The organism is Cellulosimicrobium cellulans, from assembly GCF_007679345.1.
Lineage (GTDB): Bacteria > Actinomycetota > Actinomycetes > Actinomycetales > Cellulomonadaceae > Cellulomonas > Cellulomonas cellulans_A.
On sequence record NZ_VEGH01000005.1, the window covers coordinates 226,982 to 253,626 of the forward strand.

A 26,645-nucleotide genomic window follows, 5' to 3' on the forward strand; every position below is an offset into this window, starting at 1 on the left:
GCGCGCGGACGCGCCTGGGTATCGTGCGGCTGGTGACCGCGACCACGCCGCCCGCCGTGACCATCCCGGACCACCTGCTGCCCGCCGACGGGCGGTTCGGGTCCGGGCCCGCCAAGGTGCGCGACGCGCAGGTGCGGGCGCTGACCGCCGCCGGGCGCACCCTGCTCGGCACGTCGCACCGCCAGGCGCCGGTGAAGCACCTCGTCGGCCGGGTGCGCGCCGGGCTCGGCGAGCTGTTCTCGCTGCCCGACGGCTACGAGGTCGCCCTGGGCAACGGCGGGTCGACGGCGTTCTGGGACCTCGCCACGCTCTGCCTGGTCGAGCGCCGGTCCGCGCACGCCGTGTTCGGGGAGTTCGGGTCGAAGTTCGCCGCCGCCGCGGCACGCGCGCCGTTCCTGGACGAGCCGGTGCTGACGTCCGTCGCCCCCGGGACGTCCGCCGTCCCCGCGCTCGCCGACGGCGTCGACGCCTACGCCTGGCCGCACAACGAGACGTCGACCGGCGCCGTCGCCCCGGTCCGCCGGGTACCGGGCTCCGCCGACCAGGGCGCGCTGGTGCTCGTCGACGCGACCTCGGGCGCCGGTGGGCTCGCGGTCGACGTGTCGCAGACCGACGCGTACTACTTCGCGCCGCAGAAGTCGTTCGCCTCCGACGGCGGGCTCTGGCTCGCCGTGCTGTCCCCCGCCGCGGTCGAGCGGGCCGCCCGCATCGAGTCGTCCGGCCGCTGGGTGCCCGAGTTCCTGTCGCTGACGACGGCGGTGCAGAACTCCCGCGCGGACCAGACGCTCAACACCCCGGCGATCGCGACGCTCGTCATGCTGGCCGAGCAGGTCGACTGGATGCTCGCCAACGGCGGCCTGGCCTGGTGCGCCGACCGGACCGCGACGTCGGCCGGCCACCTGTACGGCTGGGCCGAGGCGCGGGACTGGGCGTCGCCGTTCGTCGCCGACCCGGGCCAGCGGTCGCCGGTCGTCGGCACGATCGACCTGGCACCGGAGATCGAGGCACCGACGGTCGCGAAGATCCTGCGGGCGCACGGCATCGTCGACGTCGAGCCGTACCGGAAGCTCGGGCGCAACCAGCTGCGGGTCGCGATGTTCCCGGCGGTCGAGCCGGACGACGTCCTGGCCCTCACCGCGTGTCTCGACCACGTGGTCGACCGGCTGGTCTGACGCGCGGCCGCGCAGGGACCCCGGGGGCGCCCGCGCGTCACGGGCGCCGGGCGCGCCGCGGCGCCCCGGGGCGACCCCGGGGGCGCCGTGCCCGCTCCCCCGGTCAGCCCGCGCGGTGCCGGCGACGCAGCGGGATCGCGACGAGCACCCCGCCGGCCAGCAGCAGCAGCCCGGCGGCGACGAGCAGCGGGGTCGAGTCCGCGCCGGTGACCGCGAGCACCGCCGACGCCGCCCGGACGTCCTGCGGTGCGGCGACGACGTCCGGCGCGGCGAGCACGTCGGACGTGACGACCACGCCGGCGACCTGCGACTGCGGCGGGTTGGCGCACACCGCCGAGGCCGGCGGGTAGGACACGACCGTCGTCGCGCTCGGGTTCACCTCGAACGTCACCTCGACCTGGGGCCGGGTGTAGTCGTAGGCGTCGTGCTCCGTCCACGAGCCGTCGGGCAGCTGCGTCCAGCCCGGCCAGTCCGTGACCACGCCGTCCACCACCACGGTCCCCGGCCAGTACACCTGCCCGCTCAGCGGCAGCCCGGACTGCACGAGGTCGGCGCCCCCGGGGTTGTGCCAGGTGAGCGTCACGGTGGTGCTCGAGGTGCCGACGGGCTCGACCGCGTAGGACAGCGCGGGGGCGGCGGCGAGGCAGACCGCCTCCGCGCGGGCGATGCCGAGCTCGCACCGGGTGGGCGGGGCGTAGCCCTCGGCGGGCGGGTCGGCCGGGTCCGGGTTCTCGCAGTCACCGATGGCGACGGCGGGGGCCGGGGCGGCCGCGACAGCCGCGGGGGCCGCCGGCGCCGCGAGCGCCGGGGCGACCGGGGCGAGGACGGCCGCGGCCGCCGCGACCAGTCCGATCAGGATGCGTCGCCGCTGTGCCATGTGCTCCCCCAAAGGACCGGGCGTCCGGCATCGTCGCCGGGCTGGATCTCCGATTCGTACAAATCGGACATTTCGGTCATGTTAGGCACGGTCTTCCTCGGGGCGCGCGGGCTGGGAAGGGCGAAAGTTCCGCGTCATCACGCGGATGTCGCCGGGTCACCGGCACCTCGACGGGCGGGCGCCCCACCTGACCTGCGCGCGGGCGTCCGCGGGCCGTCGCCGGCCGCGGACGCCGGCCCCGGGTGAAATCACGCCGACGGGGGATCACCCGCGGGGATCAGCCGGCGGGGCACTCCCCCGCCACGACCCCGGGACCGGTGAGCGTCGGGGTGGTCCACACCGTCAGCGCCCCGCCCGGCGCCGGCACGGTCACGCTGTACGTCTCGCCCGCCCCGGGCGCGAGCCGCGAGGTCAGCACCGCCACGTCCCGCCGCGCGGCGGACCCGGTCTGGCCGCCGACCACGGCCCCGTCGCGGGACACCGGCCCCACCCGGCCGTCCCGCGCGGACCAGAACGACACGTTGGTCGCCAGCCAGCCCGCCGGCACCCCGGACCGCCCGTCTCCCAGCACCTGAGCCGGGTAGCCGGTGACGTCGGCCGGCGGCCGGTAGTCGAGCCGCAGGTCCACCCGCGCCGTCGGGTCGGCGGTCCCGCAGCCCTGCATCGTCACCGACACGGTCGCCGCGAGGTCGAAGTCGAGCTTGCCCGCCGTGGCGTCGTCGAGGAACACCCCGACCGCGCCGCCCACCCGGCCGGTGGGCGTCAGGGCGTCACCGGACAGGAAGGCACCCCCCAGCGGGGTGCGTGCGAGCACGGCCTGCTCCGCCGGGTCGGCCGACCACAGGGCCACCCGGCGCTCGTCCACCGCGCCGAGCAGCGCCTCCCCGGCGTCCTGCGCCGCCGCCGGGTCCGCCGCCGCGTCCCGCAGCACCCCGAAGGCCGCCGTCGCCACCTGCGCGTAGAACGCGTCGCCCCACCGCGGGTCGCCGTACGCGAGGTAGGCGTCCCGCAGCAGCGCCCGCAGCAGGGTGTCCCCGCCCAGCTCCGCGCCGTCGGCCTGCACGGTCCGCCCGGTCGCGGACAGCAGGTCGGCCACCACCACCGGGTCGGTCGCGAGCACGCCGTCGACCGCCTGCCCCGTCGACTGCTGCCAGAACGCCGCCGCGAGCGCGGCGGCCCGCGGGAAGTCGGGCACCAGCACGGAGTCCTGCACCCAGCGCCCGGGGCGGTCGCCGTACAGCGCGACCTCGGCCGCGGACAGCGGCAGGGCGGGGGCCGCGAGCTCCGGCAGGTCCACCGTGGTGCGCTGGCCGACCAGCCCCACCGCGCCGTCGGCGACCTGGAGCACCGCGACCGCGCCGACGATGCCGCCCTGCGCGCGCAGCTCGGCCGGGTTGAGGGACAGCAGCAGGTAGGTGCGCGGACGGTCGGCACCGAGCAGGTCGGGCAGCACCGCCGCGACCTCGCCGAGCGCCGACAGCGAGGAGGACGCCCCGTCGAGCGCGCCCTGCAGCTGCGCGACCGGGCCGGCGACGGGACCCACGAGCCGGTCCGGGTCGAGGGTCGCGAGGTCGGCCCGCAGGCTGTCGACCACGGCGGCGGCGCGCGCGGCGGCCGGGGCGGCGTCGGCGACCGGGGCGAGGTCCACCCATCCGGCCGGGACCGCCCGCGCGGGCTGCGCCCCCGGGCCGACGACGCTGCCGAGCGCGGTCAGCAGGTCGGGCGCGGCGTCGTGCGCCAGCCGGTCCGCGGCGGTCGCGACGACGGCCACGGCCCGCAGGTCGTCGCCGACCAACGGCAGGCGCTCCGCGAGCCGCCACACCGGGTCGTCCGCCGCGTCGGCGGCCCGGGCGGCGGCGTCCTGGGCGTCCGGGAGCCTCGCCTCGAGCGCCGGGAGGTCCATCGCGCCGGCCTCCGCGCGGGCGCCGTCGGCCGTGGCCTGCAGGTCCCGCAGGGCGGTGCCGGCCTGGTAGACCCGGAACGCGAGCCAGCCGCCGAGCAGGAGCAGGGCGGCGAGCAGCACGGCCACCGCGATGAGCACCCGCCGTCGGACTGCCATCCATCGATCGTCACATATCGGACAAATCGGGCAAGGGGGCGGGCGCGGGTTCACCCGCTCGCGGCGGTGCCGGGGGCCGCCGCGCGCCGACCGCCCGGCGCCGGGGCCGCCGTCGAGGGCGGACCGCCGCCCGGCGCGCTACAGCGCCGCGTCCGCCGCTTCGCGCGCCGCCACCTGGTCCACCACCCGGCGCGGCTCCGGCACCGTGGGGTGCAGCACCTCGAGGTGCGGGCGGCCGAGCAGCCGGTAGCGCACCTGCACGTGCCAGTGCTTGCGCGCCCACAGCGCCGCCGCGACCGAGATGATCAGCGCCGTGATCGAGCCGATGCCGATCGACCACCGCGGGCCGAACTGCTCGCCGATCCAGCCGACGATCGGCGACCCGATGGGCGTCGCCCCGAGCATGACGATCATGTAGAGCGACATCACCCGGCCGCGCACCACCGGATCGGTGGACATCTGGATGGTCGTGTTCGCGGCGGTCATCATCGTCAGCGACGCCAGGCCCACCGGGATGCACGCGACGGCGTAGGACGTGTAGGTCGGCATCAGCGCCTGCACGCCCGTCGCGATCCCGAACCCGAAGGCCGCGCCGATCACCAGCCGCACCCGGGGCCGCTCGCGCCGGGCCGCCAGCAGGGCACCCGCGAGCGAGCCGATCGCCAGCACCGACCCGAGGATCCCGTACTCCCCCGCGCCCTTGCCGAACTCCGCCCGGGCCATGAGCGCGCTGGTCATCTGGAAGTTCAGGCCGAACGTCGACACCACCCCGATGACCGCCATGATCACGAGGATGTCGCTGCGCCCGCGGACGTACCGGACGCCCTCCCGGATCTGCCCCTTCGCGCGCGGCGCGACCGGCATCGTGTGCAGCTGGTCGGTCCGCATGAGCACCAGCGCCAGGATCGTCGCGGCGAACGACACCCCGTTGATGACGAACACCCAGCCGGTGCCGACCGCGGCGATCAGCAGGCCGGCCAGGCCCGGGCCGATCAGCCGGGCGGCGTTGAACGACGTGCTGTTGAGGCCGACCGCGTTGGACAGCTTGCCGGCGGGCACGAGCTCCGCGACGAAGGTCTGGCGCACCGGCTGGTCGAGGGCGGCGACGGCCCCCAGCGCCAGCGCGAACAGGTACACCTGCCACAGCTGCGCGTGCCCGGACAGCACCAGCGCGCCCAGCCCGAACGCGAGCACGCCCTGCGCGCCCTGCGTGAACATCAGCAGCTTGCGGCGGTTCACCCGGTCGGCGAGCACGCCGGCCCACGCGGACAGCAGCAGGGTCGGCGCGAACTGCAGCGCGGTGGTGATGCCGACCGCCAGGCCGGAGTCGTCGGACAGGTCGGTCAGGACCAGCCAGTCCTGGGCGACGCGCTGCATCCAGGTGCCGACGTTCGCGACGAGGGCACCGGCGAACCAGAGCCGGTAGTTGACGTAGCGGAGCGACGCGAACGTCGAGTTCATGCGGGCGGCCTCATCCTGCCGCGATCCGGCGCAGCAGCACGGCGGCCTGCGCCAGGGTCCGGCGTTCGTCCTCGGTCAGGGTGTCGAGCTGGGCGGCGAGCCAGGCGTCGCGGCGGCGGCGGGTCTCGCGGACCTCGGCCTCTCCCGCCGCGGTCAGGCTCACGACGACCTGCCGCCCGTCGGTCGGGTGCTCGGACTTCTGCACGAAGCCGAGCTCCACCAGCGCGTTGACGGTGCGCGTCATGGACGGCGGCTGCACGTGCTCGGCCTCCGCGAGCGCACCGGGCGACAGCGGCCCCTCGCGCAGCAGGATCGCCAGCACGTTGAACTGCGGGTCCGGCAGGTCGGCGCTCCCGCGCCGCGAGCGGATCCGCCGCGAGCTCTTGGCGAGCGCCACCCGCAGGTCCCCGGCCAGCTCGCTCCCCCTGATCCCGATCACGATCCTTACCCTACGTCATTACCTTCGCTAACAACACCCGTCGACCCGACTCCCCCTCGCCGACCCCCTCGCCGACTCCCTCGCCGACTCCCTCGCCGACTCCCTCGCCGACTCTGCATCTCCGGACTGTGCGGGCGGCCGCTCGTACAGACGCGAGACGGAGACTCGGCGGGAGGCAGGCGCGCGGCGGGCGCGCGGCGGGCGGGCGGCGGGCGCGCAGGCGGGCGCGCGGGCAGGGCGCGTTGTCCACAGGGGGCGGTGGACGGGGTGCGGAGCGGGGGGTCGGGCGGCGAGGGTGGGCGGGTGCCTCGACGACCGCCCGTGCTGCCGGACCGGCTCGCCCGGGCGCCGTTCTCGCTCTCCGAGGCCGCCGAGCACGGGCTCTCCCGGCCCGAGCTGCGCCGGTTCGACCTGCGGGCGCCCACGCGGGGTGTCCGGTCGGCGACCGCGGAGCCGGAGCCGGGCGACGTCGTCGCGCGGTGCCGGGATCTCGCGCCGGCACTGCCGGACGACGCCGTGTTCTGCCACGCGACCGCGCTCGCCCTGCACGGCGCCGACCTCCCGTTCGGGGTCGCGTCACCGCGGGGGCTGCACGTCCAGGTCGGTCCGGGCGGGTCGTGGCCACGGCGCCGCGGGATCGCCGCCCACCAGCGCTCGGACGCCGACGTCCCGCACGTCGTGCTCCCCGACGGTCTCCGGGTGATGACGGCCGAGCGCGCGTGGGCGCAGCTGGCCTCGGCCGTCAGCCCGCGCGAGCTCGTGGTCGCGGCCGACGCGCTGACGCGTCGACGCTCCCCGGTGAGCAGCCCCGCCGCCCTGCGGGACGCGGTGGCACAGCTGCCGCCCGGCACCCGGGGGATCCGCCTCCTTCGGACGGCCCTCGACCGCGCCCGGCCGGGCACCGACTCGTGCATGGAGACGCGTCTGCGGTGGGAGCTGGTGGACGCCGGCCTCCCGTGCCCGCTCGTCAACGACCTGGTCCGCGCCCCGGACGGCTACGTCGTCGCCATGCCCGACCTGTCCTACCGCGAGCAGCTCGTCGCGGTGGAGTACGACGGCGACGTCCACCGCACCGACCGCGACACCTGGCGCCGCGACATCAGCCGCCGCCAGGAGCTCGAGTCGCTGGGCTGGCGGGTGATCACCTGCACCGCGGACGACGTCCTCCGCCACCCGTCCCGCGTCGTCGCGTGGGTCCGCCGCGCGCTCCACGGCAGATGACCTCGCCGAGTCTCCATCTGCGGACTCTGCGCAGCGGTGCGCGCAGAGGCGCGAAGTGGAGAGTCGGCGCAACCCGCGCGGCGGCGCGCGTGCGCGGTGGCGCGGCGGCGCGCGTGCGCGGCGGCGTGCGCGAGCGCGCGGCGCGCGGGCGTCAGGGGCGGCCCAGGGCGCGGTACGTCCAGCCCGCCGCGCGCCACGCGCGCGGGTCCAGCACGTTGCGGCCGTCCAGGACGGCCCGGCGCGCCACGAGACCCCCCAGCCGCTCCGGGTCCAGCGCGCGGTACTCCTGCCACTCGGTCGCCAGCAGCACGACGTCGGCGCCCGCGACCGCCTCGTCGGCCGTCGTCGCGAACGCCAGGCCGGGCCACGCGCGCCGCGCGTTCTCGACGGCCTGCGGGTCGGTCACCACGACGTGCGCACCCTGCAGCTGCATCTGCGCGGCCACGGACAGCGCCGGCGAGTCGCGGATGTCGTCCGAGTCCGGCTTGAACGCCGCGCCCAGCACCGCGATCCGCCGCCCGACGATCGACCCGCCGCACACCTCGCGGGCCAGGTCCACCATCCGCACCCGGCGGCGCATGTTGATCGCGTCGACCTCCCGGAGGAAGGACAGCGCCTGGTCGACCCCGAGCTCGCCGGCCCGCGCCATGAACGCCCGGATGTCCTTGGGCAGGCAGCCGCCGCCGAAACCGAGCCCCGCGTTGAGGAACCGCCGCCCGATCCGGTCGTCGTAGCCGATGGCGTCGGCGAGCCGGGTGACGTCCGCGCCGGTCGCCTCGCACAGCTCGGCCATCGCGTTGATGAACGAGATCTTGGTCGCCAGGAAGCTGTTCGCCGCGACCTTCACCAGCTGGGCGGTCGCGTAGTCGGTGACCACCAGCGGGGTGCGCTCGGCGAGCGGCGCCGCGTACACCTCGTCGAGGATCCCGCGCGCGCGGTCGCCCTCGGCCGTCGGGACGCCGTCGTCGTCGGTGGGCAACCCGTAGACCAGGCGGTCCGGGTGCAGCGTGTCCTTCACCGCGAAGCCCTCGCGCAGGAACTCCGGGTTCCACACCAGCGTCGCGCCGGTGCCCTCGAGCCGCTCGGCCAGCGCCTCGGCGGTCCCGACGGGCACGGTGGACTTGCCGACGACGAGGTCCCCGGGGCGCAGGTGCGGGAGCAGCGCGGCGAACGCGCCCTCGACGTAGGTCAGGTCCGCCCGGAACTCGCCGTGCTTCTGCGGGGTGCCGACGCACAGGAAGTGCACGGCCGCGCCGCCGACGGCCGCCATGTCCGTCGCGAACGTGAGCCGCCCCTCGCCGCCGACCTCGCTCAGCAGCTCGGGGAGGCCGGGCTCGTAGAACGGGGCCTTGCCGGCGGCGAGCAGCTCGACCTTGGCCGCGTCGACGTCGACCCCGACGACGGTGTGCCCGAGCTTGGCCATGCTCGCCGCGTGCACGGCGCCCAGGTAGCCGCAGCCGATGACGGAGACGTGCATGAGGGACCCTTCGGCGGTGGCGGGCGGACGCGCACGAACCTACCGTGGCCGATCACCCCTCACCCGGCCCGGCCGGGCACCCGGTGCAGCGCCCGCGGACGACGACGCCCGCCCGGACGCGCGGTCCGGGCGGGCGTGGTCGGGTCGTGCCGGGCGCCGGTCAGACGCCCAGCCAGGACTTGATCGGGCCGATGAGGAAGTAGACGACGAACAGCGCCGCGGCGACCCACATCAGCGGGTGCACCTTGCGGACCTTGCCGAGCGCCAGCTTCAGCACGACGAACGAGATGACGCCCGCGCCGATGCCGACCGTGATCGAGTACGAGAACGGCATCAGGACGATCGTCAGGAACGCCGGGACGGCGACCTCGAAGTTCTTCCAGTCGATGCCGGACACCTGCATGACCATGAGGAAGCCGACGACGACCAGGGCCGGGGTGGCCGCCTCGAACGGCACCATGCCGACCAGCGGGGACAGGAACGTCGCGAGCAGGAACGCGACGCCGGTGGTGACCGACGCGAGGCCGGTGCGCGCGCCGTCGCCGACGCCCGCGGCGGACTCGACGTACGAGGTGTTCGACGACACCGAGGCGGCGCCACCCGCGGCCGCGGCGATCGAGTCGACGACCAGGATCTGCCGGGTGCGGGGCGGGTTGCCCTCCTTGTCGAGCAGGCCCGCCTCGCCGCCGACGGCGACCATCGTGCCCATCGTGTCGAAGAAGTCGGCGATCATCACCGAGAACACCAGCAGGATCACCGCGACGAGCCCGATCTTCTCGATCGAGCCGAACAGCGAGAACTGGCCGAGCAGCGAGAAGTCCGGCGCCGCGACGATCGAGTCCGGCACGGCCGGCACGGCCAGCGACCAGCCGTCGGCGTTCTCCGCGGAGCGCTCGCCGAGGTCGCCGACGGCCTCCACGACGATCGCCAGCACGGTGGACACCGCGATGGCGATGAGGATCGCGCCGTGCACCTTGCGGGCCATCAGGATGATGGCGAGGAACAGGCCGACGACGAACACCAGCAGCGGCCACGAGCCGAGCGACCCGCCGATGCCGAGCTCGACCGGCGTCGCCTGGCTGAACGGGATGCGCACGAAGCCGGCGTCGAACAGGCCGATGAACGCGATGAACAGGCCGATGCCGACGCTGATCGCGGTCTTCAGCTCCATCGGGACCGCGCGGAACACAGCCTCCCGGAACCCGGTGAGCACCAGCACGAGGATGATCAGGCCCTCGAGCACCACGATGCCCATCGCGTCGGCCCAGGTCATGTCGGGCAGCGAGGCGATCGAGTAGGCGACGACGGCGTTGAGGCCGAGGCCCGCCGCGAGCGCCAGCGGGAAGTTGGCGACGAGGCCCATGAGGATCGACATCACGCCGGCGACCAGGGCGGTGGTCGCGGCGATCATCGGGATGTTCGGCTCGGACCCGCCGCCGAGGAAGTTCCCGGAGCCGTCCTGGACGGTCCCGAGGATGAGCGGGTTCAGCACGATGATGTAGCTCATCGTGAAGAAGGTGACGAGGCCGCCACGGATCTCGGTGCCGATGGTCGACCCGCGCTCGGAGATCTTGAAGAACCGGTCGACCGCGTTCTTCGGCGCGGCGGACGCCGGAGCGGTCGCCCGCGGGGAGGTGGTGGACATGGGGGGAAGTATGGCGGACGGGTGCGCGTCCGGTCGCGGGTGTCCGGCAAGCGTTCACCGGCCCGAAACACGCGGCGGACTCGGAGCCCGGCCGCGCGCCCCAGGGGTGCCCTGAGTAGTGCCCGGTCGCGCACTGAGTAGCCTCCGCCTGGGCCAGGATCACTGTCCGTGCGCGTCGAGGACCAGGCAGCGACGGCGGCGGGGCCGGGCCCAGCGGCCGCGCGACCCGACCGCCCCCTGCACATCGTCCTGGTCACGCACCACTACGCCCCCGAGACCTGCCCGCCCGCCGTGCGCTGGCGCGAGCTGTCCGCCCGGTTCGTCGCCGCCGGCCACCGGGTCACCGTCCTGGCCCCGCCGGCGCACTACCCGTCGGGCCGTACCGGGACCGGGGGCCGGGTGCGGCCGGGGGCGCGCGAGACCGGGCCCGCCGGCGAGACCGTGCACCGCGTCCGGTACCGGGAGCACGGACCCGACCTGGCCAGCCGGCTCCTCGACCAGATCCGCGCGGCGGTCGACACGGTGGTGCTCGGCCGGCGCCGGCTGCGGGGCGCCGACCGGCCGGACGTCGTCGTGGCGACCGCGCCCGGCCTGCCCTCGCTGCTCGCCGGACTCGCCCTGGCGGGGCCGCGGCGCCCCGCTGTGGTCGAGATGCGCGACGCCTGGCCCGACCTGATCGAGGCCAGCGGCATGTGGGGCCCGGCCCGCGGCGGGCGACGCCTGCTGGTCCGGGCCGCCGCCGCGCTCGTCACGTGGAGCCAGCGGCGCGCGGCGCTGGTGGTGACGACCACGGCGACGTTCGCCGACGTCCTGCGGGACCGCGGCGTGGCCCGCGTCGCGGTCGTGCGCAACGGGGTGACGCCGCTGGACCGGACCGGTGTCCCCCCGGGGCGCGCAGCGTTGCACGTCCTCTACCTCGGGACCACCGGCCGGAGCCAGGGCCTGTGCACGGCGGTGCAGGCCGCGGCGATCCTCCGGGACCGGGGGGTCCCCGTCCGGCTGCGCCTGGTCGGCTCCGGGTTCGACGACGCCCGGCTGCGCGCCGAGGCCACGGCCCTGCGCGCACCCGTCGAGCTGCTCGGCCGGGTGCCCCGGGCCGAGGTCGCGGCCCACTACGACTGGGCCGACACCGTGCTGGTGGCCCTGCGCGACTGGCCGCCGTTCGCGTGGACGGTCCCGAGCAAGCTGTACGAGGCGATGGCGGTCGGCCGGCACGTCACCGCCGCGGTCACCGGCGAGGCGGCGGACGTCGTGCGCGCGGCCGGGGCGGGCGACGTCGTGCCACCGGAGGACGCCGACGCGCTGGCGGGGCTCTGGGCGGCCCTGGCCGCCGACCGCGCGCGGCTCGACGTCGGCACCGGCGGCCCGCGGTGGGTCGCGGAGCACGCCGACCTCGACCGGCTCGCCGTCGCCTACCTGGCCGCGCTGCGGGACGTGGTCCCGTGACGCGGCCCTCGCCCGAGCGCCGGGCCGGAGAGCCGACGGGCGCCGCCGCGGTGCTGCGCGTCCGCCCCGGAGCGGCGGACGTCCTGCGCGGCGCGGCGGTCGCGGCGGTGGTCGCCGCCCGGATGCTGCGGGACGACCCGGCCCTGCTGGTCGTGCAGGCGTCGCGCCGGCTGCCGGACGCGGTGACCGGGCGCGCGGCGGCCGCGCTGCTGGCCGGCTCGCCGGCACCGACCCGGGCCGTCCTCGGGCACTGGCTCGCCGGGCACCGGGACGCCGCCGGGCGGCTGCTCCCCGGGGCCCGCCCGCGGGGCAGGGCCGGGCGACGCGTGCTCGCCGAGGTGGCGGTCGAGCTGGACCGCGCCGACGCGCTCGGCGCGGGCCTGACGCCCCGCACCCCGACTCCCCTGCCCGGCCGCGCCGCCGCGCGGGCGGCCTGGCGCGACGGTGACCTGCACGCGGCCGTCGCCCGCGCCGAGGCGGCGGGCGACCGGCGACTCGCGCGGCGGTACACGGCCGAGCGGGCGACGCTCGTGCCGGGGTTCGAGGTCCCGAGCGCCGAGGCCGGGCCGGCGCCGCGTCGCTCGCCCGGTCGGCGGGTGCGCGCCCCCGGTCCTCGGGTGCGCGCCGGGGCCCCCGACAAAGGGCCCGCGGCGCTGCACCTGCTCACGTCGTCGGTCCCGCACACCCCGAGCGGCTACGCCGTGCGCTCCCACGCCGTCCTGCGCGCGCAGGCCGCGGCGGGCGTCCGGGTCGAGGCCGCCACCCGGCTCGGGTACCCGGTGTCGGTCGGCCGACTCGCCGCACGCCGGCGCGACGTGGTGGACGGAGTGCCGTACCGGCGTCTGCTCCCCCTGGCGCAGCCGCGGGACGCGGTCGACCGCGCCGCGCGCACCGTCGCGGCGCTGGGACCGGTCGCCCGGGCCTTCCGTCCGACCGTCCTGCACACCACCACGCCGTACGGCAACGGCCAGGTCGCCGCGGCCCTGGCGGCCGAGCTCGGCGTGCCCTGGGTCTACGAGGTGCGCGGCCTGCTCGAGCAGACCTGGGTGGCCGGCCGGGCGGACGCCGGGGCGCGGGAGCGGGCCGCGGCGAGCGAGCGGTTCCGGCTGCTGCGCGCCCAGGAGGCGGCGGTCGCGGCCTGCGCGGCGCACGTCGTCGCGCTCAGCGGGACCCTGCGGGACGACCTGGTGGCGCGCGGCGTCCCGGCGGAGCGGATCACGGTGGTCCCGAACGGGGTCGACCCCCGCCTGCTCACGCTCCCCGACCAGGGCCCGCGCCGCGCGCGCCGGGCGCTGGGTCTGCCCGAGGACGGCTTCTGGGTCGGCACCGTGAGCAGCGTCGTGGACTACGAGGGCCTGGGCACGCTGGTCGACGCGGTGGCCCTGCTGCGCGCCCGCGGGGTCGACGCCCGCGCCTGCGTGGTCGGCGACGGCGTCGCGCTGCCCGAGCTGCGCCGCCGCGCCGCCGCGGCCGGCGTGGCCGGCTCCGTGCTGCTCCCGGGCCGCGTCCCCGCCGGGGCGGCGCCGCGCTGGCACCGGGCGCTGGACGCGTTCGTCGTGCCGCGTCGCGACCTCGCGGTGTGCCGGTCGGTGACCCCGCTCAAGCCGGTCGAGGCGATGGCGCTCGGCCGCCCGGTCGTGGCGAGCGACCTGCCGGCGCTCGCCGAGGTGGTGCCGGACGGGGCCGGCCTGCGGGTCCCGCCGGACGACCCCGCCGCGCTGGCGGCCGCGCTGGCGGGGCTGCGCGACGACCCCGCGGCCGCTGCGGCGCTGGTCGCGGCCGGGCGCGAGGTGGCGGCGGGGCGGACCTGGGCGCGGGCGGGGGCGGCGTACCGCGCGCTGTACGAACGGCTCGGGGCGGCCCGGTGACGGCGGCGGGCGCGTCCGTCGAGGGTCGCGGCGGCGCGGTGTGGCCGTGGGCCCCGGACCCCGATCCGGTCGCCGTCGAGGAGCCCGCGCGCGGCGGGCCCGTGGTGGAGCTGATCGCCCCGGAGGAGCTCACCCGGGTCGGTGCCCGTCCCGCGCTGCGCCGGTACGTGGCGCAGCTCTGGGGCCGGCGGTCGTTCCTCTGGCACGAGGCGCGGGCGAAGGTGACGAGCGGGGTCCGCGAGACCCTGCTGGGCCAGGCCTGGCTGGTCGTGCGCCCGGTCCTGGACGGGCTGGCCTACTTCGTCGTCTTCGGCCTCCTCCTGGACGTGCGCCGGGGCGTGCCCAACTTCCTCGGCTACCTCATCGTCGGGACGTTCCTGTTCGCCTTCACCTCGCAGTGCGTCACGAGCGCCGGCCGGTCGATCCACGCCCACCGGAACGTCATCCGGGCGTTCACCTTCCCGCGGGCGTCCGTCCCGGTCTCCGTCGCGCTCCAGGGGCTGCTGGGCCTGCTCCCCTCGATGGCCGCGATGCTCGCGCTGCTGCTGGTCCTGCCCGAGCGGGCGAGCTGGACGTGGCACGCGCTGCTCTTCCCGGGGGTGCTCGCGCTCCAGGCGGTGTTCGTCACCGGGGTGTGCCTCGTGGTCGCCCGGCTGGGCGCGATGCTGCCCGACGTCAACCAGCTCATCACGGTCCTGCTGCGGTTCTGGTTCTACGGGTCGGGCGTCTTCTTCTCGTTCGACCACCTCGACCTGCCGCCCGCGGTCCTGGCCGCGGTGCACGCGAACCCGATGTTCCTCGTGCTCGACGCCGCCCGCGACTGCCTGCTGTACGCCCGGGCGCCCCTGGGCGGCACCTGGCTCGCGCTCGGCGCGTGGGCGGCCGGCACCTTCGCCGTCGGCTTCCTGTTCTTCTGGCGCGGGGAGGAGTCCTATGGCCGCGGCTGACGACTGGGGGGCCGTGCGGACGACGGTCGCGGTGCAGGACGTGGGCGTCCGGTACCGGACACCCACCGCGGAGGACACCGGCCCGGCCTCCCGGCGGGGCGGGCTGCTCGGCGGGCTCCGGGCGGCCCTGGGCCGGCAGCCGACCGTCCGCGTGGACGCGCTGACCAGCGTGTCGTTCGTCGCGCGCGCCGGGGAGCAGGTCGGCCTGGTCGGCCAGAACGGTTCGGGCAAGAGCACCCTGCTGCGCGTGATCGCCGGCCTCGAGCGCCCGACCAGCGGCCAGGTGCTCGCGCAGTCCCAGCCCGTGCTGATCGGGACCAACGCCGCGCTGGTCCCGGAGATGTCCGGCCTGCAGAACGCACGGCTCGGCTGCCTCGCGATGGGGCTGTCCCACGCCGAGACGGCGGCGGCGGTCCCCGAGGTGGTCGAGCTCGCCGGGATCGGACGCGCCATCCACCTGCCGATGAAGACCTACTCGGCCGGGATGGCGGCGCGGCTCCGGTTCGCGATCGCCACCGCGGCGCGGCCGCACATCCTGCTGATCGACGAGGCGCTGGCGACCGGGGACGCCGCGTTCCGGTCGCGGAGCGAGGACCGCATGCAGCGGCTGCGCGACGGCGCGGGCACCGTCTTCCTGGTGAGCCACGACGCCCGGACCGTCGAGACCACGTGCACCCGGGCGATCTGGCTGCACGACGGCGGGGTGGTCCTCGACGGGCCCGCCTCCGACGTCGCCAAGCGGTACCGCCGCTGGGCGTACTGGACGGCGCACGGCCGGCCGGCCACCGCGGCGTCGATCCTCGACGAGGCGAGGTCGGAGCACGACGAGGTGCACGTGCGGCTGCTCCCGGAGCGCGCGGGCGTGCCACCGCGGCACGCGCGCGGCACCCGCGCGCGGAGCGTGGCGTGACGGCGGCGACCCGGGTGATGACCGTGTACGGCACGCGGCCCGAGGCGATCAAGGTGGCGCCGGTGGTGCGCGCGCTCGCGGCCGACCGGCGGTTCTCGCCGGTCACCGTCGTGTCCGGGCAGCACCGGGACGTGCTCGACTCGGTGAACGCCGTCTTCGGCATCACGCCCGACCACGACCTGGACGTGTTCGCCCGCGGCAGCGGGCTCGCCGCCACCGTCTCGCGGATCCTGGAGCGGGTGGACGCCGTGCTGACGGCCGAGCGTCCGGACATCGTGCTGGTGCAGGGCGACACCTCGACGGCGATGGCGGCGGCGCTCGCCGCGTTCTACGCCCGTGTCCCCGTCGTGCACCTCGAGGCGGGCCTGCGGACGCACGACGTGTCCTGCCCGTTCCCCGAGGAGCTCAACCGGCGGCAGATCGCCCGGGTCGCCCGGCTGCACCTCGCGCCCACGGCGGCGAACGCAGGGAACCTGGTGCGGGAGGGCGTCCCGCGCGCCGACGTGCTGGTCACGGGCAACACGGTGATCGACGCCCTGCGGCTCGTGCTCGCGCTGCGCCGCCCGGACGCCGGCGGGCCCGCCGGCGCACCCGACGCGCGACGCCTCGTCCTGGTCACCGCCCACCGCAGGGAGAGCTGGGGCCCGGGTATCGAGCGCGTGGCGCGCGCCGTCCACCGGCTCGCCCTGCGCTTTCCCGAGGTGCAGTTCGTCTGCCCGCTGCACCCCAATCCCACGGCCCACGCCCCGCTGCGCGCGCGGCTGACGGGGCTGCCGAACGTCCTCCTCGGCCCGCCGCTCGACTACCCCGAGTTCTGCGGCGTGCTCGCCCGGGCGCACGTCGTCCTGTCGGACTCGGGCGGGGTCCAGGAGGAGGCACCGAGCCTCGGGGTCCCCGTCGTCCTGCTGCGGGAGGCGACCGAGCGCCCGGAGGCGGTCGAGGCGGGCGTGGTCCTGCCCGTCGGGACGGACGAGGACGCGATCGTGACGCGCACGACCCGGCTGCTGCGTGACGACGCGGCGCACCGGGCGGCGGCCAGGGTGGCCAACCCGTTCGGCGACGGCCGTGCCACGGAGCGCGTCCTCGGTGCGCTGTCGTGGCTCGCCGGGACGGGCGAGCGCCCGGACGAGTTCGAGCCCGCTCCCGCGGGCGCGTCGGAGAGGACGGGGCCATGAGCGCACCTCGGATGTTCGTGTACGGCTCGGACCTGGCACGGGCGGTCGCCGAGCGCCTGGAGGACCCCGGCGGCCCGGCCCTGCTCGGCGTGGTCGCCCGCCAGTCCCTGCTGAGCGCGTACTCCCGGCCGGTGACGCTCGTCGCGCCGCCTCCGCTCCCGACCCGGTCCCGGCACCGCTGGATGCGGGGCGACTACGGGTCGAACCTCGAGCACGTGCTCGCGGGCGTCGCCGGCACGGTCGACCTCGTCCTCGTGGACCTGGCCGACGAGGTGCTCGGCGTGCACGTGCTCCCGGACGGTTCGGTCGTGACGCGGACCGAGGACCTGGTGGTCAGCGGCGCCGAGGAGCGGCTGCCGGCGGGGACGCGGCACCTGCCGCTGGGCGACCCCACCCACCTCGAGCACTGGGACGCAGCGGCGGACTGGCTCGCGGCGCTGCTGCGCCGGACGACGCCGGGGGCGCGGGTGGTGCTGCTCGACGGGCAGGACGACCGGCTCCGCCCGTACCTGGCGCGCGCCGCGGCGGCGCTCGGCGCGGAGGTCGCACGTGTCCCGGACCGGCCCTCGTCCGGCGACCACGCAGCGGTGGTCGAGCACCTCGCCCGGGCGCTCGGCACCGCGTCGGAGCCGGCGCCGGAGCCGGCGCCGGGGCCGGCGACGGAGGCGGCGCCGGCCGCCGCGCCCGCGACGCCCCGCACCCCGCTCGACCCCCGGGCCGTGGTGGCCGCCACCTGGCGGATGCGCCGGGCCGACGGCTCGAACGTCGTCGGGCCGCTGCGCCTCCTGGCCGACGGCACCATCTGGGGCCACGCGCACCGCAACGAGGCCACCTGGGAGGTGGACGACGCCGGCGTGCTCGTCCTCCGGGACCGGGACGGGCGTCCCAGCACCCGGTTCGACTCGGCGGTCGTGACGGCCGGGGGCCTCCGGCTGGAGGGCCCGTTCGTGCTCCGGCCCGCCGACGGCATCCGGCACGTCCTCGAGACGATCGAGATGGACTGGCAGGGCAGGCGCCGGCCGTCGCAGCTCACCCGCCGGCTGCTCCGCGAGGAGGCGGAGCGGCACGGCTGGTCGATCGGCGACCACACCTGCGGCAAGCCGACGGTCCGCGGGGCCGGCTCCGCGCCGCTGACCATCGGCAGGTTCACCTCGATCGACGAGCGGGTGACGCTGATCCTCGGGCACCGCCCGGCGGACGCCGTGAGCACCTACCCGTTCCGCACGCTGCACGACTTCTGGCCGGGCGCGCGCGCCCTGCCCGCGAACCGGCCGACCGCCGGCCCCGTCCGCATCGGCCACGACGTGTGGCTCGGCGAGGGCACGACGGTGCTCCCCGGGGTCACGGTGGGTGATGGGTCCGTCGTCGCCCCGGGCTCGCTCCTGATGCACGACGTCGAGCCCTACGCCGTCGTGGCGGGCTCCCCGGGGCGGCAGGTCAGCCGGCGGTTCTCGGACCGGCAGGTCGCCGGTCTGCTCAGCGCGCGCTGGTGGGACTGGGACGACGAGCGGGTCGACGCGCTGCTGCCCCTGATGTTCGAGGACGTGGACCTGTTCCTCGACGCCGCGCTCCGTCCCTGACGGGCCGCCCGCCGGTCACCCGTCGAGCAGCCCGTCGAGCATCGCGCCGTCCCGCTCGAAGTCGAAGGTGAAGTCCGACATGAACGCCCGGAACGACCACGCCGGGCCGAGCGGGACGTCCGCGGGCGCCCAGAAGTAGTGCACGGGCGCCCGCTGCACGGTGGCGATGAGGTACTCGTTCATCGCGGTGAACCCCTCCGGGGCGATCACGATGCGCGGGACGCCGTCCCGGCAGTGGATCGTGTTGATCAGGCCGCTCCCGCCGTACCCGGCGACCGCGTCGGCGCGCGCGAACAGCCGCGCCTGGTCCGCCACCGGGTGGTCCTCCGGATACACCACGGTGTATCCGGCGTCCTCGAACCTCGCCTCCAGTCGGGCGGCGTTGTGGCATGCCCTGCGCGACTGCGCCCTGCGGGAGACGAAGATCCGGCTCGGGGTGTCCGTCTCCCCCGCCGCCCGGCACAGCGCGGCCGTCGTCGAGCGCCACAGCTCGCCGAGCCGCGGGTGCGCCACCTCGGTGTTGGAGAACAACGGGGTCGCCGCGACCAGCCGCTCGACGCGCGCCGGGCCCCGCAGCGCGGTGAGGCGCCACGGCTCGATCCCCGCGGCCGCCAGGACGTCGACGTACCACGGCGGCACCGGCGCACCCTCCGGCTTGGTCGAGACCAGCACCCGGATGTCGGGGTGCTCCGCGACCACCTCGGGCCAGCACCAGAGCCGCCCCAGCAGGTCGGTGAGGAGGTGCCCGTAGCCCTCCGGCCACTCGACGTCGAGGTGGAAGTACGCGCCCGGCAGCGTGGGGAGCCGGCGCGCGGCGAGGTCGGGCGCGACGACGAACCGGCGGTCGGCGTTCGGCAGCTCGGCGTGCCCGGGCACCCGATTCCGGTAGAGGCGGAAGGTCTCGGGGAGGCAGACGCCGTCCCGGGCGACGATCCCGCGGGGCGCCACCAGCACGCCCTCGTACTCGCGCACCCGCCGGTCGGGCTGGCGGTACCGCCGGATGAACCGGTCCCGTCCGAGGTCGTCCCGGTTCGACGTCGGGGTGATCGGCACCTCGTAGTCGTACCCGGCCTCGACGACGCGCTCCGAGCACCAGCCGGCCGCGCGGTCGCCCAGGACGCGCCCGAGGTCGTCGTTCTCGGTGACCCGCAGCCAGTGCGTCCCCCGCTTGCGCACGAGGCCCAGACGGGCCGAGATGCGGACCTCGCCGATCGCGGCCGCGAGCGCGCGGTCGGCCTCCGACCCGGCCACCGGGACGGCGGGGTGGCCGGTTCCGACCGTGAGCCGCAGCAGGAGGTCGAGGACCGACTCGCCACGGTCGTCGCGGAACGACGGCAGTCGCAGCGCGTGCAGGTCCTCGATCGCGTAGACGCCCCCGTCGCGGACGTAGTACAGCAGCTCCCGCAGGAACGACCGCTGCTGCGCCCTGCCGTGCTCCCCGTCGTCGATCAGCAGGTCGAGGCCCGGGAGCCGCGCGAGGACGGCGTGCATCTGCCCGAGGCCCCGGACGCGGTGCACGCGGAGGTTCGGCAGGAGGTCGGGCAGGAGGTCGGTGCCATCCACGTCCGTCAGCGACAGCACGTGCACGTCGGCCGACGGGTAGCGCCGCGCGAACGCCAGGCCGGTGTGCACCGGCATCTTCGCGGACACGATCGCGACGGACCGCAGGTCCCCGTCGAGCCCGGCGACCTGCTCCTCGTACCGGCGGAGGTGGTCGTGCTGGCTCGACGCCTGGTCCAGCCCGAGGTCGAGGCCGAGCTGGTCCAGGCTGAGCCGGTCCGCGCACTCCTGGCCGGTCGCGCGCCGGAGCAGGCGGTCGAGCTGCCGGTAGTACGCGGGCTCGTAGTGCACCCAGTACCGGCCCCACGGGTGCTGGTCCGCGGCGCAGATCCCGCCCGCCATCGGGTCGAGGACGCGCGCGTCGGGGATCCGACGCAGGAGACGCCGCTCGAGCAGGTCCCACCGCGCGTTGAGCGCGCGCACCTCGGCGGGGTCGACGCGCGCGATCCCGCCCGGACCGAGCCGACGCTCCGCCCCCCGCGCCCGGTTCACCAGGACCGTGGTCCCCGGCGAGTGCTCCGCGAGGAACCGGGCCAGGTGCTCGCACGCCTCGTCCCACAGGGCCAGGAACGCGTCCGGGGTGCGGTCCAGAGCGAGCCGGTCGGCGTCGGCGAACCCGGCGTAGGCCGCGCTGGCCCCGATCTTCCACGAGTTGTCCGTCACCCAGCCCCCGGCGGTCCGGAGCACGCCGAACCGGGCGTCGGTGAACAGGTCGACCAGCAGGTGGTCCGGGCGGGTCTCGGCCACCTCGGGGAGGAACCGCCGGGAGAGCTCGGCGAGGACGCACGTCCGCGCGTGCGGGTCCAGGTCCTCGAGGCCACCCGCCGGCGGTGGCTCGGGGCGACCCAGCAGGCTGATGAGCGACGCCTGGTAGTGCGCCGGGCCCAGTCGGAAGCGCTCCCGCCAGCCCGGGTTCAGCCCGCCGTTGAACGCGTCCCGCGAGACGCACGAGCCCAGCAGCGCGATCGTCGGCCCGGTCACCGCGCCGCCACCTCGGCGATGCGCCGCTCGACGGCCGCCACGATCCGCCCGCAGCTGCCCTCGTCGCGGAACGCGAACGTCGCGTCCGCCCGCCGGCGGTACACCTCGGGCACGGTGAAGCCGGCGTCCGCGAGCCCCGCCAGGGCGGCGAGGGCATCGGCCTGCGCGGTCACGACCGGCCCCAGCCCGTCGCGGACGTAGTCGAAGTACCCGACCCGCAGCGGGTGCTCCCCGCCGAACATCGCCTCCCGGTCGAACTGGTAGTAGACGACGGGCAGCCCCGCGAACGCGGCGTCGAAGGCGACCGACGAGTAGTCGGTCAGCAGCATCGACGACCGCACGAGCTCGGTCTGGAACTCGCCCTGCCCGGGGTCCACCTGCTGCACGTGGGCCGGGAGGTCGACCCGCGGCAGCACCCGCTGCAGCAGCGGGTGCAGCAGGAGCCGGACCGGCTCGCCCGACCGCTCCGCGAGGTCGGCGACCTCGGACGAGGACAGCAGCGCGAGCCAGCGGCGGCCGAACTCCGAGCGCGCGAAGACCGCCTGCCGCTCGGCGTCCGACGCGCAGCGCTCCAGGTCCTCGCGCAGCGCGCGCCGCCACGTGGGCATCACGAGCACGCCGCCCCGCCGGGGCCCGGCGCGGCGGCGTCGCCGCAGCAGCTCGTCGTACCGCGCCAGCCCGGTGAGCGCGACCTGGTCCCGGCGGAGCGCGTAGGGCGACCGCGGTCCCACGAAGCTCTCGTGCTCGGCCTCGGTGGAGGTGATCATCAGGTCGATCCGCTTGCCGTTGAGCCAGCGGGAGGCGTCGTCCTTGAGGATGCCGTGCTGGAGGAAGACGAAGATGCCGGGCGGCTCCCCGAACTCGCGGCGGGGCAGGGGGTACATGCACCCGGCCACGGCGTCGGAGGAGATCCGTGCGGCCGCGTTCAGTGTCAGCAGCGCCGCCTCGTCGCTCCCGTACGGCACCAGGGCGAACCCCTCCGCCGCGAGCCGGTCCCAGTGCGGCGACGTCCGTTCGAGGACGAAGTAGGCGTCGATGTCCGGCCGCTCGGCGCGCAGGTACCGGTACAGGTGCTCACCGTTGTCGTCCGCGGTCCCCGGCCGGTCCATCACCAGCCAGGCGCCGGCGTACCGCTCCCGCGCGGCCGTCGACCGTGCCCGCTCCGTGATCGCCGCGACCCACGCCGCGCGGGCCGCCTGCTCGGCGCGGCGACGTCGCCGCGCGACCAGCCGGCGACCGAGGCCCGCGGCGACCCGGGCCCGGGAGCGGCCGGTGGCGAGGGCCGCGACCTCGAGGACGCGCCACGCCGAACGGATCCGGCCTGCGCGCGGACGGCCCCCGGCGGCCGGGTCCGGCTCCAGCCGGTAGGTCCCCGCGGACGGGCGCCCGCAGACGGGCTGGTGCATCCGGCGCAGCACGGCCGGCACGCCGTCTACCCAGAGCGCCACCTCGTCGGCCGCCGGCCACTCGAGCGAGGTCTCGGTCATGAAGTCCTCGCCGAAGTACCGGTGCACGCGGACGCCCACCGTGCTGGCGTGGACCTCGACCCCGCCGCTGAACGCGCGCACCCGCACCTCGGGTGCACGGTGCATCACCGAGACCTGGGCCCGGCCCCCGCGGTCGGCCCAGCGGAAGACCCGCGGCAGGACGCCGTCGTCGGCGAACCGGGTGAGCAGCGCCTGGCGCATCGTCCAGGGGTGCGGGTTGCAGGAGTGGGCCTCGATCGTGGACCCGTCGACCAGGGTCATGATCTCGGCGAGCAGCTCGAGGAACCGGGCCGCCAGCTCCCCCTGCACCCAGCCCGCGCGGCTGCTGGTCGCCTGCTCCTCCTTGAGGTACCAGATCAGGTCGTAGAGGACCATGTGCTGCGCCCAGGCCGGGGCGCGCCCCCCGTTGGCCCGGGCCGCGTCGCGGAGCAGGCCGAGGTACCCGTGCTCGGGCACCGCCCGGAACCGGTCGGCGTCCCCCCACGACGACTGGACCAGCGATCCCTGCGTGGCCCGCTTGCGGTAGTAGTAGCGCGCGCTCGCCGCGATGCCGACGACCGGGTCGTCGTGCGCCGCGAGGTAGCGGCCGATCAGGTGGGCGTCCTCGTAGGTCGGGGCCACGCGGTGGTCGTACCGGAGCCCCCGGTCCCGCAGGGTGTCGGTGCGCAGGAACGGCGTACCGAGGGCGATGGCCTGCGGTTCGTCGGCGAGCCTGGCGAGGCGGTCGCCGTACCGGTGCTTGTCGCCCAGGGGGTGCGTGTCCCGGAACCGTCCGGTCCGGTCGTCCAGGACCAGGAACCGGGGGGCCACCATGCTCGCGCGCGACTCGCGGTCCCGGTCGAGCAGCCGGGCGACGGCCGCGAAGTAGTCGCGGTCGAGCACGTCATCGCCGTCGACGGACGTGAACCACTCCCCCTCGGCGACGTCGAGGGCGCGGTTCCGCGCCGCGGCCGGCCCGCCGTTCTGCTGCCGGATCAGGGTCACCGACCGGTGGCGTGCGGCGAAGCGCTCCGCGATCCGCCCACCCGCGTCGGTGGAGCCGTCGTCGACCAGGACGACCTGCAGGTTCCGCAGACCGTACGTCTGCCGCTCCAGCGACCGGAGCGTCGCGGGCAGGTACGGCGCGACGTCGTAGAACGAGAGGGCGACGGTGAAGCGCGGCCGGGTCACCGGTCGCCCCCCGTCGTGCCGCCGACGAGCGCCCGCAGCGCCGGGCCCGAGAACTCCGACCTCAGCCGCCGGGTCCCGGCGGGCGGCAGCGCGTCCGCGGCGGCACGCGCCGCCTCGACCGACCCCGACGCGAGCTCGGCCCGGATCCGGACGAGGGCGGACGCCGCGCGCAGGTCGTCGTCGTGCGCGAGCTGCGCGCGCACCTGCCGGTCGGCGTACCGCGCGAGCCGCGCCGCGTGCTTGACCCGACCGAGGGCGAGCAGCACCTCGGCCTGGGCGACGCGGAGCGACAGCAGGAACCGGTGGTTCTCGTAGCCGGCGCCGCACAGCTCGTCCGCGAAGGCTCCGGCTGCGTCCGCGAAGGCTCCCGGGTCGTCCTGCCGCAGCCGCGCGAGCACCGCGGCCCGCTCGGCGACCCGTACCGGGTGGACGTCGCCCGGTGTGCGGGGCGCGTGCGCCGGTGGCGACAGCCGTCGCGGGCGGGTCACGCACCAGTCGGTGTCCAGCGCGTCCACGACCCGCCGCAGGGCGCGTCGCTGCCTGCGGCGCGCCGCGTCCGGTGCCCCCGCCGCCGTCAGCGCCCCGAGCTCCGCCCGGGCGAGCCGCACCTCACCACGCCGCGCGGCCTCGAGCACCAGGCACCGCCGGAGCTCCCGCGTGAGCCCGGTGTCGCCCCCGGCGGCCGCGAGCGCCGCGCCGAGAGCGTCCCGGATCTCCTGCCGGTGGGCGGCTGGACCCGGCTCGTCCAGCGCCGCGTCGGCACGGGCCACGGCGGCTGTCCACGAGGCCAGCCGCGTGCGCGTCGACCCGGCACCGGTGCCCGGCCCGATCAGCGGCTCGACGTCCCACCACCCGCGCAGGGCACGCAGGTGCGGGACGCCGTCCTCGAGCCGGGAGAGCCGTGCGGCGAGCGTGCGACGGCCGTCCTCCCCGACCGCGCCCGTCGCCACCCCCGCGGCGAGCACGCCGACGGTCGCCAACCACCCCGCGGCGGCGCCGCGCCGTCGCTCGACGGCCTCGGCGGCGCGCGAGGCGGCCCCGAGAGCGGCCGGGTCACCCGATCGCAGGGACTCCTCGACCAGGGCGCGCAGGCGCTCGGCGTCGGCGGGCCCCTGCACCGGTGCCGGCACCACCCCGTCCGCGAACAGGCGGTCGAGCAGCACGACCAGCGCGCGGAGCGGGGCTCCGCCGGCGGGGTCGAGCAGCGCCGCGAGCGCCCCGGCCCTGCGGTCGGCGTCGTCGCCCCACCACTGCCCGAGGACGTCCCACTCGCCCTGCTCCGCCAGCCGCAGGACGTCGTCGGGTTCCGGAGCCGGTCCGCCCGCCGCCGCCTCGACGTGCTCCCGATACAGCCGAGCGGCGGTCCCGGGGTCGACCCGGGCGACCGCCCGCGCGAGCCGCAACCGGAGGGCGGCGCCCACCTGCGCCCCCTCGACCGCCTCGACGTCGCGGACCGCGACCTCGGCGGCGACCGTCCGCCCCGGCGTCGGGCGGGTCTCGCACAGACCGACGACCCGGGCCGCGCGGGTGCGGATCGGCATGCTCATCACGGGCTCCTCGGGACTCGTACGGGGCGGATGGGAGCGGCCGGGGCGGCGGCCGCTAGACGAAGACGTGGCGCTCTGGCCGGCCGAAGAAGACGACCTCCCCGTGCGCGAGGAGGCGGCGGTCGGACGCCCGCCAGGTGTGCGACGCGCCCGCGGAGCGGACCTGCACGAAGCCGAACCGGTCCGCGGAGTACACACGGCAGCCGGCGTCGAGGGCACCGCGCAGGAAGCCGGTGTCCTCCCCGGACCGCACCGGGGGGAAGGGCGCCGCCAGCGCGACGTCACGCCGGCAGACGATGGTCGGCCCCGCGACCAGGTCGGACCACCGGTGCTCCCAGTCGCCGAACCGGAGCACCGTCGCGTCGAGATCGGCGAGGTAGACGTGGTGCGCGCGCTTCCCGACCACCTGAGCGCCCGAGTAGGCGAGCGCGTGCAGCTGGTCGGCGAGGTAGTCCGGCGCGTACAGGTCGTCGTCGTCGATCTTGGCGACGACGCCGGCGTCCGCCGCCCGGACCAGCCGGTCGAGGCAGGTGCCGAGGGGGACGTCGGAGTCCGCCGACAGCAGCACCAGGTCCTCGATGCCGAGCGAGCGGCAGCGTGCTCGCACCTCCGCGGCGTCCGGGACGAAGCCGTGCGCGAGCAGCGCGAGCTGGACCCGCACGTCCCGCTGGGCCGCGACCGAGCGGAGCACGTGGTCGAGCTGCCGCGGGCGGCCCGTCGACACCAGGGCGGTCACCTCCCGCCCCTCGTCCTGCGGGACGGGCAGCCCGGCGTCGGCGAGCAGCACGCGGGCGCGGTGCCCCGCCGTGTGCTCCCGCCAGATGCGGCGCTGCGCCCGGTGCGTGAGGCGGTCGCGCAGCTCGGCCGATCGCAGCAGGCCCCGCAGCGCGACCGGGGCGTCCTCGGGCGGGGGGCAGTCGACCTCGCCCGGCGCCAGCGGCACGGTGGCGCGCTCCCCGACGACCAGCACCGCTGTCCCCGACGCGCTGCACTCGAGCGCGGCGCGCGCCGTTACGGGCACGTCCGCGTCGTGCGGCACCACCGCGGCACCGTGCCGGCGGTAGGACGCCGCCGTGCGCCCCCGCGCGCCGCGGCCGCCCGCGCTCAGCACCAGCGGCCCCGCGGCGCGCGGCTCGTCCGGGCCGCGAACCGGGTTGTGCGTCCGCGGCTGCACCGCCGGCGGCAGCACCGACACGCGACCGACCCCCGCCTCGTGCCGGTACCGCTCGACGCGCCGGGGGTCCGCCGCGTAGACGTGGTCGCACGCGTCCGCTCCGGCCACGAGCGGCGCATCGAGCCGCTCGGTGTCCCACAGCGCCGTCGGGATCCCGGCCCGGCGGCACGCCGCGACGAGGTCCTCGGGCACCGGACGCGGGAGTCGGCCGCGGGCCGGCCAGGGCCGCACGCGGCGCGCACGCGACGACCCGATCACCAGGAGGTCGATGTCGAGCCGTCCCGGATCCACCTCGCGCCACTCCGGGCGCATCGCGGCTCGGGTCGCCTCGTCGAGCAGCACACCGACGCGCGGGCGACGCGGGGGGCGGGGCTGCTCGGACCGGGCAGTCAGCATCGCCACCCGTCGCCGGTACCGTCTCGACGGACCGGGTCCACCGTGCCGGAGAT

18 protein-coding genes are annotated in these 26,645 nt (G+C 76.7%); 8 read left to right on the plus strand and 10 right to left on the minus strand.

Features of this window, described 5'->3' with window-relative positions:
• Positions 1–32: 32 nt before the first annotated feature.
• Positions 33–1,172 carry a phosphoserine transaminase gene (serC, locus tag FS882_RS08890; RefSeq protein WP_262348169.1) on the plus strand — a complete coding sequence of 380 codons (1,140 nt, stop codon included), beginning with the start codon at positions 33–35 and terminating at the stop codon, positions 1,170–1,172.
• Between the two features lie 103 nt (positions 1,173–1,275).
• Here the strand turns inward: serC and FS882_RS08895 are convergent, their stop codons facing one another.
• The 4 genes from FS882_RS08895 to FS882_RS08910 all read right to left on the minus strand — a co-directional run bounded on the left by FS882_RS08895 (position 1,276) and on the right by FS882_RS08910 (position 6,005).
• Complete coding sequence (locus FS882_RS08895) at positions 1,276–2,049, minus strand: LPXTG cell wall anchor domain-containing protein (RefSeq protein WP_262348170.1); 774 nt, start codon at positions 2,047–2,049, stop codon at positions 1,276–1,278.
• 277 nt (positions 2,050–2,326) lie between these two features.
• The gene (locus FS882_RS08900) at positions 2,327–4,108 is read right to left on the minus strand and encodes a DUF4012 domain-containing protein (RefSeq protein ID WP_158372704.1); all 1,782 of its coding nucleotides are present in this window, start codon (positions 4,106–4,108) and stop codon (positions 2,327–2,329) included.
• A gap of 138 nt (positions 4,109–4,246) precedes the next feature.
• Positions 4,247–5,569, minus strand: a complete 1,323-nt coding sequence (locus FS882_RS08905; protein WP_158372705.1) for an MFS transporter — start codon at positions 5,567–5,569, stop codon at positions 4,247–4,249.
• Positions 5,570–5,579: 10 nt separating this feature from the next.
• Positions 5,580–6,005 (minus strand): MarR family winged helix-turn-helix transcriptional regulator, encoded by a 426-nt coding sequence (locus FS882_RS08910; protein ID WP_410053269.1) that lies wholly within the window; start codon positions 6,003–6,005, stop codon positions 5,580–5,582.
• Positions 6,006–6,311: 306 nt separating this feature from the next.
• On the opposite strand from FS882_RS08910, the gene FS882_RS08915 reads away from it, so the two are divergent.
• On the plus strand, positions 6,312–7,229 hold the full coding sequence (locus FS882_RS08915; RefSeq protein ID WP_158372707.1) for an endonuclease domain-containing protein: 918 nt from the start codon (positions 6,312–6,314) through the stop codon (positions 7,227–7,229).
• A 151-nt stretch (positions 7,230–7,380) separates the two neighbouring features.
• Here the strand turns inward: FS882_RS08915 and FS882_RS08920 are convergent, their stop codons facing one another.
• Positions 7,381–8,706, minus strand: coding sequence for a UDP-glucose dehydrogenase family protein (locus tag FS882_RS08920; protein ID WP_158372708.1), 1,326 nt, complete (start codon positions 8,704–8,706; stop codon positions 7,381–7,383).
• Positions 8,707–8,866: 160 nt separating this feature from the next.
• Positions 8,867–10,351: an NCS2 family permease gene (locus FS882_RS08925; protein ID WP_158372709.1), complete on the minus strand. Its 1,485-nt coding sequence runs from the start codon at positions 10,349–10,351 to the stop codon at positions 8,867–8,869.
• 168 nt (positions 10,352–10,519) lie between these two features.
• On the opposite strand from FS882_RS08925, the gene FS882_RS08930 reads away from it, so the two are divergent.
• Genes FS882_RS08930 through FS882_RS08955 form a run of 6 tightly spaced genes read left to right on the plus strand, consistent with a single transcriptional unit; the run spans position 10,520 to position 18,277 of the window.
• A complete protein-coding gene (locus FS882_RS08930; RefSeq protein ID WP_262348172.1) occupies positions 10,520–11,797 on the plus strand; it encodes a glycosyltransferase family 4 protein in 1,278 nt (425 codons plus the stop codon).
• Complete coding sequence (locus FS882_RS08935) at positions 11,794–13,665, plus strand: glycosyltransferase (RefSeq protein ID WP_158372710.1); 1,872 nt, start codon at positions 11,794–11,796, stop codon at positions 13,663–13,665. Before FS882_RS08930 ends, FS882_RS08935 begins: the two co-directional genes overlap by 4 nt.
• Positions 13,662–14,612: an ABC transporter permease gene (locus tag FS882_RS08940; RefSeq protein WP_187365231.1), complete on the plus strand. Its 951-nt coding sequence runs from the start codon at positions 13,662–13,664 to the stop codon at positions 14,610–14,612. The genes FS882_RS08935 and FS882_RS08940 overlap by 4 nt, the downstream gene beginning before the upstream one ends.
• Positions 14,599–15,522, plus strand: coding sequence for an ABC transporter ATP-binding protein (locus FS882_RS08945; protein WP_158372712.1), 924 nt, complete (start codon positions 14,599–14,601; stop codon positions 15,520–15,522). The genes FS882_RS08940 and FS882_RS08945 overlap by 14 nt, the downstream gene beginning before the upstream one ends.
• Positions 15,519–16,697 (plus strand): non-hydrolyzing UDP-N-acetylglucosamine 2-epimerase, encoded by a 1,179-nt coding sequence (gene wecB, locus FS882_RS08950; RefSeq protein WP_262348173.1) that lies wholly within the window; start codon positions 15,519–15,521, stop codon positions 16,695–16,697. Before FS882_RS08945 ends, wecB begins: the two co-directional genes overlap by 4 nt.
• Positions 16,694–18,277, plus strand: coding sequence for a DUF6270 domain-containing protein (locus tag FS882_RS08955; RefSeq protein WP_158372713.1), 1,584 nt, complete (start codon positions 16,694–16,696; stop codon positions 18,275–18,277). The genes wecB and FS882_RS08955 overlap by 4 nt, the downstream gene beginning before the upstream one ends.
• 15 nt (positions 18,278–18,292) lie before the next feature.
• Here FS882_RS08955 and FS882_RS08960 read toward each other — a convergent pair whose 3' ends face one another.
• From FS882_RS08960 to FS882_RS08975, 4 genes are read right to left on the minus strand one after another with little or no spacing between them, the layout of a single operon-like run.
• On the minus strand, positions 18,293–20,818 hold the full coding sequence (locus tag FS882_RS08960; RefSeq protein WP_158372714.1) for a DUF6270 domain-containing protein: 2,526 nt from the start codon (positions 20,816–20,818) through the stop codon (positions 18,293–18,295).
• On the minus strand, positions 20,815–23,475 hold the full coding sequence (locus FS882_RS08965) for a glycosyltransferase (RefSeq protein ID WP_158372715.1): 2,661 nt from the start codon (positions 23,473–23,475) through the stop codon (positions 20,815–20,817). Before FS882_RS08965 ends, FS882_RS08960 begins: the two co-directional genes overlap by 4 nt.
• Entirely contained in the window at positions 23,472–25,022 is a 1,551-nt protein-coding gene (locus tag FS882_RS08970; protein ID WP_158372716.1) for a hypothetical protein, read from the minus strand. The genes FS882_RS08965 and FS882_RS08970 overlap by 4 nt, the downstream gene beginning before the upstream one ends.
• 55 nt (positions 25,023–25,077) lie before the next feature.
• Positions 25,078–26,592, minus strand: a complete 1,515-nt coding sequence (locus FS882_RS08975) for a glycosyltransferase (RefSeq protein WP_262348179.1) — start codon at positions 26,590–26,592, stop codon at positions 25,078–25,080.
• Positions 26,593–26,645: the final 53 nt, after the last annotated feature.